General features: G+C 44.6%; 7 protein-coding genes. 2 read left to right on the forward strand and 5 right to left on the reverse strand.

The features are described 5' to 3' along the window. The first annotated feature begins 80 nt into the window (after positions 1 to 80). Complete coding sequence (locus Q0081_RS19495) at positions 81 to 515, forward strand: LytTR family DNA-binding domain-containing protein (RefSeq protein ID WP_298357184.1); 435 nt, start codon at positions 81 to 83, stop codon at positions 513 to 515. 104 nt (positions 516 to 619) lie between these two features. Here the strand turns inward: Q0081_RS19495 and alaS are convergent, their stop codons facing one another. After that, positions 620 to 3,283 carry an alanine--tRNA ligase gene (alaS, locus tag Q0081_RS19500; protein ID WP_298357187.1) on the reverse strand — a complete coding sequence of 888 codons (2,664 nt, stop codon included), beginning with the start codon at positions 3,281 to 3,283 and terminating at the stop codon, positions 620 to 622. Positions 3,284 to 3,558: 275 nt separating this feature from the next. Here alaS and Q0081_RS19505 point away from each other — a divergent pair, with 275 nt between their 5' ends. Then, positions 3,559 to 3,861 carry a hypothetical protein gene (locus tag Q0081_RS19505; RefSeq protein ID WP_298357190.1) on the forward strand — a complete coding sequence of 101 codons (303 nt, stop codon included), beginning with the start codon at positions 3,559 to 3,561 and terminating at the stop codon, positions 3,859 to 3,861. An 87-nt stretch (positions 3,862 to 3,948) separates the two neighbouring features. Here Q0081_RS19505 and Q0081_RS19510 read toward each other — a convergent pair whose 3' ends face one another. From Q0081_RS19510 to Q0081_RS19525, 4 genes are all read right to left on the reverse strand, one after another. Continuing rightward, positions 3,949 to 5,112: an AIR synthase-related protein gene (locus Q0081_RS19510; RefSeq protein ID WP_298357193.1), complete on the reverse strand. Its 1,164-nt coding sequence runs from the start codon at positions 5,110 to 5,112 to the stop codon at positions 3,949 to 3,951. A 90-nt stretch (positions 5,113 to 5,202) separates the two neighbouring features. Continuing rightward, complete coding sequence (locus tag Q0081_RS19515; protein ID WP_298357196.1) at positions 5,203 to 6,549, reverse strand: Gfo/Idh/MocA family protein; 1,347 nt, start codon at positions 6,547 to 6,549, stop codon at positions 5,203 to 5,205. Positions 6,550 to 6,678: 129 nt separating this feature from the next. Continuing rightward, complete coding sequence (locus tag Q0081_RS19520; RefSeq protein WP_298357199.1) at positions 6,679 to 8,214, reverse strand: serine hydrolase; 1,536 nt, start codon at positions 8,212 to 8,214, stop codon at positions 6,679 to 6,681. A gap of 51 nt (positions 8,215 to 8,265) precedes the next feature. Next, positions 8,266 to 8,571: hypothetical protein (locus tag Q0081_RS19525; protein WP_298357201.1), on the reverse strand; the 306-nt coding region annotated here is incomplete at its 5' end.

Below are 8,571 nucleotides of genomic sequence, written 5' to 3' on the forward strand. Positions count from 1 at the left end.
CTGTCTTTTGCCAGAAAATGGATTGACGATTTTTGGAATCCCATTTTTTGGAATTCTACAATTATTTGTTCCAATTAGTTATGTCCCTATCTATATCTGCCTCAAATGCGGATAATAGTGGTTCCAATCCCTTCAATCATAATTTGTTACAGCTTATTGATCAGCTCAAACCAAAAAAAGAGCTACACGCTATCTCCGTCAAATACGCCGATAAAATACTTCTGATTCCATTGGAAGACATCAGTTATTTTGAGGCCGAAGACAAATACGTATTTTTGGCAACTAAAGAAGGTCAAAAGTACCTGACGAGTTACACCATTGCGGTTTTAGAAGAAAAATTACCTGCCCATTTCACGCGTATCAGTCGTGCTGCTATTCTGAATGCGCATCATGTGAAAGAGATTCAGAAGCATTTTGACGGGAAGTATATTTTGGTTCTAGGGGATAAAAAAGCAACCAAAATTACTTCAGGACAGTCGTTTGCGGAGAATGTACGGCAGTTGTTTGAATTGTAAATGAGGAAGTGTCCATTTCATTTTTGTCATTCCGCAGGAATCTAAATCGCACTCGAATAGATTCCTACGGAATGACAAAAAATTGAGAAGCCAAGCCCGTATTTTTATAAAATCGTTTTCGCCTTCGCCAATGCCGCATCCAATCCGCTCACATCAGAACCGCCGGCCGTGGCAAAGAAAGGCTGTCCGCCTCCGCCGCCTTTTACTTCTTTGGCGAGGTCTTTGACGATATTGCCGGCGTGTAATCCTTTCGCTACCAAGTCATCAGTAAGAATGACGGCTAATTGAGGTTTTCCGTTCAGTACCGTGCCTAATACGATATATCCCGAGGTCAAAGGTTCTTTCAATTGGTATGCCAGTGACTTGAGGGCATCTGCATTCGGTACTTCTACCCGCGCTACGAGCACTGTTGTTTCCCCTCTGGTTTCCACTTGGTCCAATAGGCTTTGTTTGGTTTGTTGCAGTTTCTCATTTTCGAGGCTTTCGATGCGCTTTTGTAAGGCTGCTTTTTCCGAAAACAGGTTTTCAACGGCCTTCACCACGTCTTTTTGCCCTTTGAATAATTCTTCTAATTTAGTGATAACGGCCGCTTGATTGCTGATAATTTCCATCGCTTTCTCGCCCGTCACCGCTTCCACGCGGCGAACACCTGCGGAAACAGAACCTTCCGAAGTAAACTTGAAAAGAGCAATTTCGCCGGTAGCTGGTACGTGCGTACCTCCGCAAAGCTCAACCGAAAACTGCGGGTCAAATTCTACTACGCGTACAAAATCACCGTATTTTTCACCGAATGTAGCCGTGGCTCCTTTTTTGATGGCCTCGTCAATCGGTACGTTTACGTACGTTTTTTGGGCGATGTTGGCGCGAATTTTAGCGTTTACAATATCTTCTACCTGAGCCAATTCCTCGTCGGTCACTTTTGTAAAATGAGAGAAGTCAAAACGCGTTACTTCATCGTTTTGATACGAACCTTTTTGCACAATATGATTCCCCAATACTTTCCGCAACCCTGCCAACATCAAGTGTGTAGCCGTGTGGTTGCGCATGATATTTTGGCGGCGGTGAGCGTCAACTTTTGCAATGAGTGAATGGTAAATGAGGGAATGAGTGAGTAATTCATCCAAGTTTCTATCTCTGGAAACGTGAATAAACAAATCATTTTCTTTCTTCGTATCTACGATGCTGATGACAAAATTTCCCCCATCGGGGGTTAGGGGGCTTAATTCCCCTGAATCTCCTACCTGTCCACCCATTTCGGCATAAAACGGCGTACGGTCAAGTACGATGTGGTATTCTTCTCCTCCTTTGGTTTTTACTTTACGGTATTTTACGATTTGAGCCGTTGCTTCAAGCGTATCATAGCCCAAGAATTCAAAATCACCGCCTTCGCTTACTTCAATCCAGTCCGTAGCTTCTTTGGCTGCGTCTTGGCGACTGCGGTTTTTTTGTTCGGTCAATGCTTTTTCAAAACCTGCTTCGTCAATCGAGAATCCTTTTTCGCGGGCAATCAAGGCGGTTAAGTCTGAAGGAAAACCGTAGGTATCGCTCAATTCAAAAACGGCTTCTCCGTCTAAAACTTTAGTAGCAGCGTCTTTGATAAGCGAATCCAGTCTCTTTAAACCCAATTCTAAAGTCCGTAAAAAGCTCTTTTCTTCTTCCTGAACAACTCGGGTTACGAAATCTTCCTGTGCTTTCAGTTCAGGGAAAACGTCTTTGAATTGCTCGGCCAATACGGGGACTAATTGGCACATAAAAGGCTCAGAGAAACCCAAATAAGAATAGCCGTAGCGAATAGCACGGCGCAAAATACGGCGAATCACGTAACCTGCTTTAGCATTGGAAGGCAACTGCCCGTCGGCAATGGCGAAGCTGACAGCACGAAGGTGGTCGGCAATAACGCGCATGGCGATGTCGGTATAATCGGTCGTGTTGAGCGTGCCGTTTACCCCGTATTTTTTACCGCACATTTTCTCAATGACCTGAATGGTATTTTGGAAAATATCAGTGTCGTAGTTTGATTTTTTGCCCTGAATGGCCATGCAAAGGCGCTCAAAACCCATTCCGGTATCCACGTGTTTGGAGGGTAACGAAATTAGTGAACCGTCGGCTTTGCGCTCAAACTGCATAAATACGTTGTTCCAAATCTCCACCACTTGCGGATGGTCGGCATTGACGAGTTCTTTTCCGGGTTTACTATCTATTTCAGCTTGATCACGGAGGTCAATGTGGATTTCTGAACAGGGTCCACAAGGACCTACGTCGCCCATTTCCCAGAAATTATCTTTTTTATTTCCCAAAATGATGCGGTCTTCGCCCACCATTCCTTTCCAAATATCCCACGCTTCCTGGTCAAAAGGAACTCCGTCTTTTTCGTCGCCTTTAAAAACCGAAACGTAAATACGCTCTTTGGGCAGTTGATAAACTTCAGTGAGCAATTCCCACGACCACGCCAAGGCTTCTTTTTTAAAATAATCACCAAATGACCAGTTGCCCAACATTTCAAACATGGTATGGTGATAGGTATCAAAGCCTACATCTTCGAGGTCGTTGTGCTTACCGCTTACGCGCAAACATTTCTGCGTATCGGCGATACGCGTGCTGGGTGGAGTACCATTACCCAAAAAGAAATCTTTGAACTGTGCCATGCCCGAGTTATTGAACATGAGCGTGGGGTCATTTTTAGCCACAAGCGGTGCCGAGGGCACAATAAGGTGGCCTTTACTCTTAAAAAAGTCTAAAAACGCTTGGCGGATTTCGTGAGAAGTCATTTTTGGTTTACAGTTTACGGTCGGTAGTTTACAGTTGGCGGGCGCCCCGCTTCACAGTCAATAGTTAACAGTTATTTATTAGTATTTGTACTGCAATTACAGTTTGGCTTACTGCTAAGAATTGGGCTGCAAAATTAGAGAAAAATGCTGTAGGTTTCTGATTGTGATTTGATTTTGATGCACTTGTAGAGAAGAAATGGGAAAATATTGGTCTAATTATTTGAGATATAATGCTAACTTATATATTTGTAATAAAATCTAAACAGCTATTAATTATGAAATATCTTTTTCTTTCTGTGTTGGCTTTGAGTCTTTCCAAGGCTTGGACGCAAAAATTAATGATTAAGCCTCCAAAAAAATTGCCGGTTGTCGGAAGTTATACACCTCCGAATACGTATCGACTTTCTAAAAAGTCAGATATCGTTTATGCTCAAACGGATAATATGCCGATTTTACTGGCGCAATCTCCCGAAAATATGCCAAACGTTCCCCTAAAAACGGGACAGGATAGTGGAGGTGTGTATAAAATGCCGAATCCTTTAGGAAGAGAAAAACGGTTGGAACCGAAGAAGCCTTAGGAAGATTTTATTTAGCAGTATTTTGTCATTCCGTTGGAATCCATTTGTCGCTTTATAGATTGCTACGGAATGACAAAAGTAGATTTACTAGTACACAAACTCACCGAATTCACTTTTTACCGTTACTTTCTTACCTTCATTAGCTTCTACATGACCAATAATTTGCGCTTCAATTCCGAAAGATTGAGCGATTTTAATCACGCGTTGGGCATAGGTTTTCGAAAGATAAACTTCCAAGCGGTGTCCCATATTAAACACTTTGTACATCTCCTGCCAACTTGTGCTGCTTTCGGCCTGAATCAATTTGAAAAGTGGAGGAATCGGGAATAAATTATTTTTAATAACGTGCAGATTGTCAATAAAATGCAGGACTTTGGTTTGAGCACCGCCGCTGCAATGTACCATGCCGTGAATGTGCGGACGCAACTCGTCCAACAGCGTTTTGGCAACGGGGGCATACGTACGGGTAGGCGAGAGAATCAATTGTCCAACGTTTACTGGAGTGGCAGCCACTGAATCTGTCAGACGTTTTGAACCGCTGTATACCAAGGCACTGTGTACTTCCGGGTCGAAGCTTTCGGGATATTTGGAAGCAAGATAGCTGTCTAAAACATCATGACGGGCAGAGGTGAGTCCGTTGCTGCCCATGCCGCCGTTGTAGGTAGTTTCGTAAGACGCCTGTCCGAAAGAAGCCAAACCTACGATGACATCTCCTGCCTGTATAGTATCGTTTGAAATCACGTCGGAGCGTTTCATCCGGGCAATGATGGTGCTGTTGACCGTAATAGTTCGCACTAAATCACCCACATCAGCAGTTTCTCCACCGGTACTGTATATTTCGACACCATGACTGCGAAGCATTTCCAGTACTTCTTCGGTGCCGTTGATGATCTCGGCAATAACGTCACCCGGAATTTTGTTTTTATTGCGGTCAATGCTCGACGAAATCAGCATCGGACCCGTAGCTCCTACGCAGATAAGGTCGTCGGTATTCATCACGATGGAATCCTGCGCAATACCGCGCCATACCGACAAATCGCCTGTTTCTTTCCAATACAGATACGCTAATGAGGTTTTGGTGCCGGCACCGTCGGCGTGCATGATGGTACAAAAAGCAGGGTCGCCGGCGAGAGTGTCAGGAACAATTTTGCAGAATGCCTTTGGAAAAAGTCCTTTATCAAGATTGGCAATGGCACGGTGTACATCTTCTTTGGAAGCCGACACGCCGCGTTGGAGATAACGTTCAGTCATGGGGTTTAACACAATATGAGGTGCAAAGTTATCAAATTTGCACCTCATATTCTAAACTCACTACTCACTACCGACTACTCACTCCTGAATTTACACTCCTTTCGGCAGTTGCCACCCGTTGTTGTAATGGGCTTTAATGAGCGCATTGGCTTCAACATCGTTTTTGAAAGACCCCGTAGCGGCGTCCCAATAGACTTTACGGCCTGTTTTGTAGGCGATATTGCCCATGTGCGCATTGATGGCGGCGATACTGCCCGTTTCAATTCCGCATTTCAGGATTTTTGGATTGTTATCTTTGATCGCCTGTATAAAATTCTTCGTATGGTCATTGAGGTATTCGCCGTTACGCGCTTGGTCAGGAATATCGTCGATTTTATATAATTTGACACCATTCTGAGTTTTGGTTTCAGGATATAACATCCAACCTCCCCGGTGCAGTACGACAGTGCCATTGTTTCCAATGAACGCAATTCCTTCGGTAAGGCCATAATTGCCGCCGTCGATACCTGTGGCATGTTCCCACAACATATTGAAACCTTCGTATTCGTACACCGTTTGCAGCGTATCGGGTGTTTCGGAGGCATCGTCGGGATACGCTAATTTTCCACCCGAAGCCATGACGGATTTGGGTGCTTTGGCATTCATGGCGTAGAGTGCAATGTCGATTTCGTGAACGCCCCAGTCGGTCATCAACCCACCCGCATAATCCCAAAACCAACGGAAATTGAAGTGGAAACGGTTGGCATTGAAAGGACGTTTTTTAGCAGGCCCAAGCCACATATCATAATCCACACCAGCTGGTACAGCACTGTCTGGTTTGACGGATACTGGTTCCATCCAGCCCTGATAAGCCCATACTTTGACCAAACGGATATTGCCCAATTTACCCGAACGAACGTATTCGATGGCTTTTTCGTAGTGCGAACCACTGCGTTGCCATTGTCCAATCTGAATGATTTTATTGGAGCGTTTGGCGGCGGCCAACATGATATTACATTCTTCAATGGAATTGGCCAGTGGTTTTTCGCAATACACGTGCTTTCCGGCAGCCAACGAATCTGTTAAAGCCAGGCAATGCCAATGGTCAGGAGTACCGATAATCACCGCGTCGATGTCTTTATTTTCGAGCATTTTGCGGTAATCTTTGTACAACTGCGGGCGTTTGCCCTGGGCTTTTTCTACGTCGGCAGCGCGGCGGTCCAGTACATTTTGGTCTACATCAGCGAGTGCTACGCATTCTACGTCGCTCAACTGAAGGTGTGAACGCAAATCGGACCAGCCCATGCCATTGCAACCAATAACGCCTAAGTGTACTTTCTCAAGAGCCGAAACGCGTTTGCGTTGGCTTGCTAAAATCTCCAAAGGAGCAAATGAAAAGAGTCCGGATCCCGTCAATACCGAAGCCGAACGTATGAAATCTCTACGGGAAGTTTGCATAGGTTTTGTGCGTTTTTTTAGGCAAAAGCAGAGAAAAGAGTTAATCTAATGTAACAATTCACGCAGAGAGACAAAGGGGCAAAGTCGCAGAGAAAGCATACTTTGCATCTCTGCGACTTTGCGGGAATACTACTTTTTCACTTCCCCAATATGATACTCCTGAATCAGCGGCGGATTTTCGGGAGTAAGAGTGAATGAAACCCAAAGATTGGCTTTTTCGCCCTCTAAAATATACCGGCCTCGCAATTGGTTTTCGGGAGCTATTTCTTTTACATTCACAATTTTACCCGCTTTTTCAAACAACGCAGCCGACTCTTTTTTCAAGGCTTCTAATGAATAATCGGCAAAGAAATTTTCGGCAAAAAGTCCGCTTGCTTCGGCATTTTTCCAGTCGGGTAGGAGTTGCGTTATTTCCTTCTGACGTTTTTTGAGGATGTCAGAAGCAGGCAATTGACGCGGTTGTAGCTTGGCACTGATAACAAGCGTATCCAACACTCGCAGGTTAATGGGTACAGTAGAAGCATACGTAAGATTGGCAAAAGCTACAATCCCAATGCCGTACTGGGGTAAAATCCGCCAATTGCTGCCAAAACCGGGCAGTCCACCGCTGTGACCCACGTACTCGCGGCCTTCGCAGTCGCGCATCCAATTCAATCCGTAACAATAGGCGGAAACTGTACCGCACGGGCGACCGCTTGCGTATCTGAATTGCGGAGCAAAGCCGCTTATGTTCCAAGGTTGGTGCATTTCGCGAATGGAACTGCGTTTAAGTGGGCCGTTATCGGTATCGTCTTTAGGGGGCCAGGCGGCTAAATGTAAGGCCATGTATTTGCTGAAATCTTCAATGGACGTGATCAGGCCGCCCATGGCACCGTAGGCACCGTCGTGGAGTAGAGGCTCTTCCACCCATTGTCCGTCGCGCCAACGATACCCGTGGGCCAGTTTATCGGTTAGAACTTCGGTGTATTCCCATTTGGTGTGGGTCATGCCGAGGGGTTTAAATATATTTTCGTTGATGAACTGCTGGTAGGTTTTGCCCGACACTTTTTGAATAATGTATCCCAACAACGTAATTCCCAAATTGCTGTACTCGTACGCAATGCCGGGTGCGTTGGAAAAGGCCACTTGGCTTTGCATCAGTTTCAACAATTCTTCGTTTGTGTCAGCCAATTGGCGGTCGCCCCACGGATTGTCTTCGGGAAAACCTGCCGCGTGCGTCAGCAAGTGTCGGATGGTGATAGCAGGAGAGTCCGTAGTGAGCAATTTGGTATTTTTCATTTCGGGAATGTACTTATCAGCGCGGTCGTCCAGATTGAGCTTGCCCGCATCGCGCAATTGCAAAATGGCCATGGTCGTAAAACTTTTGCTCATGGAGGCAATTCGGAAAAGGGATTGAGGGTTTGCTGCTGTTTTTTTGCTGACATCGGTATAGCCCGTACTTCCCGTATGAACCAATTTTCCATCCACCACCACCCCGTAAGTAAAACCAGGAAAGTGGCTTTTTTCAGCATATTCCTTATAGATGTTGTCAATGGTTGGAAATACCGCTTCAATTTTTTTCATCCGTTCGGGGTCAGTGAAAACGGGCGGTTTGTAGGATTGGGCGAAGCTTCCAAGAACCGAAGTAATGAGACAAAAAGATAGATGTAAAAATTGTTTTTTCATGTTTAATTTAAGTGTATAGAAGATTTTTTAATAAGTAATAAGGAAACGATATTATTGTTCTTTTAGCCAATCCCAAAAGTAGGTCATATATTCTTTTATATCCTCCGGTTCTTTCGGATTATGTTTAATAGTAATGTCAATAACAAATAACTCAAATAATTTTTCTCTTGCAATCAATGTATCAGGGTGGCTGTCTCCTAACAGAGTGGTATTAGTTACTTGAGCGCTTCTTAATAAGTTTAGGCTCTTACCTAATATTGGACTGATGAACAAAATAGGTAGTTTTGTAAGAAAAGATGAAATTTGAGCTACAGTTACATAAGATTTTAGATGTTTCAGTTTGCTGGGAAATACTAC

Source organism: Runella sp., assembly GCF_027484545.1.
Classification (GTDB): domain Bacteria; phylum Bacteroidota; class Bacteroidia; order Cytophagales; family Spirosomataceae; genus Runella.